General features: G+C 58.1%; 1 protein-coding gene and 1 tRNA gene. Both read right to left on the reverse strand.

Annotation, left to right across the window (positions count from 1 at the left end; genetic code table 11):
- Positions 1–183 precede the first annotated feature (183 nt).
- On the reverse strand, positions 184–426 hold the full coding sequence (locus tag FJ980_RS32410) for a GIY-YIG nuclease family protein (RefSeq protein WP_140547537.1): 243 nt from the start codon (positions 424–426) through the stop codon (positions 184–186).
- Between the two features lie 244 nt (positions 427–670).
- Positions 671–761 (reverse strand) — tRNA-Ser (locus FJ980_RS32415).
- Positions 762–1,269: the final 508 nt, after the last annotated feature.

Below are 1,269 nucleotides of genomic sequence, written 5' to 3' on the forward strand. Positions count from 1 at the left end.
AGCACCGGAAACTGCGACGAGGGCCGCAGCTGAGCCGAGAAGAAGGCTCTTGATGTTCATTTTCTGACCTCCAGTCAGAATCGCACGGGAAAGGCGAGCCAGTCCGACCTGTTTTGGAGTCAACTCATTGTTATTGCGATGTTTTTCTGAAAAAAATGAGCTCAGTATGTGCTCGCGCCCATTTCACCAAAGGCGTTTGTTGGCGAACGCGTGGCCGGATCCGGATTTGAGATAACGCTCGAAAGAAGTCGCGTTGGCTTGGTCCGAGAAAGCGACGTAAGTGACGATTCGCCAGGGCCGGAACTTGGAAGTATGACTGGATTTTCCGGAGTTATGGTCGACAAGTCGTTGCTTCAGGTCCGACGTGATGCCGATATAGCGCTCGCCCTCCGCGGCTTGGCTCTCAATCAGATATACGTACCACACGACCAGCCCTCCTTCGCCAAGGCTTCGGAGGGCATCCTCTGCGCCATCCTGCTTCGCGCAAACGTTGGGGCTTGTCCTGCGAAGCTCGGAGAGCGAAGCAGGACGAAGCGGCGTTGTAACGTGTCAGCGAAGCGGGAACCGTTGTAGCCCTCCTTCGCCAAGGCTTCGGAGGGCATCCTCTGCGCCATCCTGCTTCGCGCAAACGTTGGGGCTTGTCCTGCGAAGCTCGGAGAGCGAAGCAGGATGGCGGAGAGGATGGGATTCGAACCCACGAGAAGCTTTTGACCTCTACTCCCTTAGCAGGGGAGCGCCTTCGACCACTCGGCCACCTCTCCGTCGCGCCGGTGGATAAAGAAAACCGCCGGCACAATCAACAAGCCGGCGCCATAATCAGCGAAAAATCGGCGGGCCTGCGTTCTCCCGCCGCTTCAGATGGCGATTCTGCGGCAATCGCCTGGCGGCCGACTCAGCTGCCCGCCGCATTTCCGTCGGTCCTTTGCCGGATTCGGGCGGATCCAGCCTTACGCGGACCTCGATGGTTAACGAGAGCTTTCGGAGTGAGGCCAAATCGTGTCATTTGTGCAACAACCCCCGGCGATAGCGCCCGGACGGCCCTCGCTGTGGCACGATCGTGGTTGAACGGCGCCGGCTCATGGGTAATGTCAGCTTCGAAGGAGCGGCGCGGTGCGCATCTTTTTCGGTAGTGGGGATGGGGCAGGGAACGCTGTCCTTCAGCAAAAAATACCCAGACCCGTTTTTTAACTTTTGACTGGAGGTCAGAAAATGAACATCAAGAGCCTTCTTCTCGGCTCAGCTGCGGCCCTCGTCGCAGTTTCCGGTGCT

Source organism: Mesorhizobium sp. B1-1-5 (genome assembly GCF_006443065.1).
GTDB lineage: Bacteria > Pseudomonadota > Alphaproteobacteria > Rhizobiales > Rhizobiaceae > Mesorhizobium.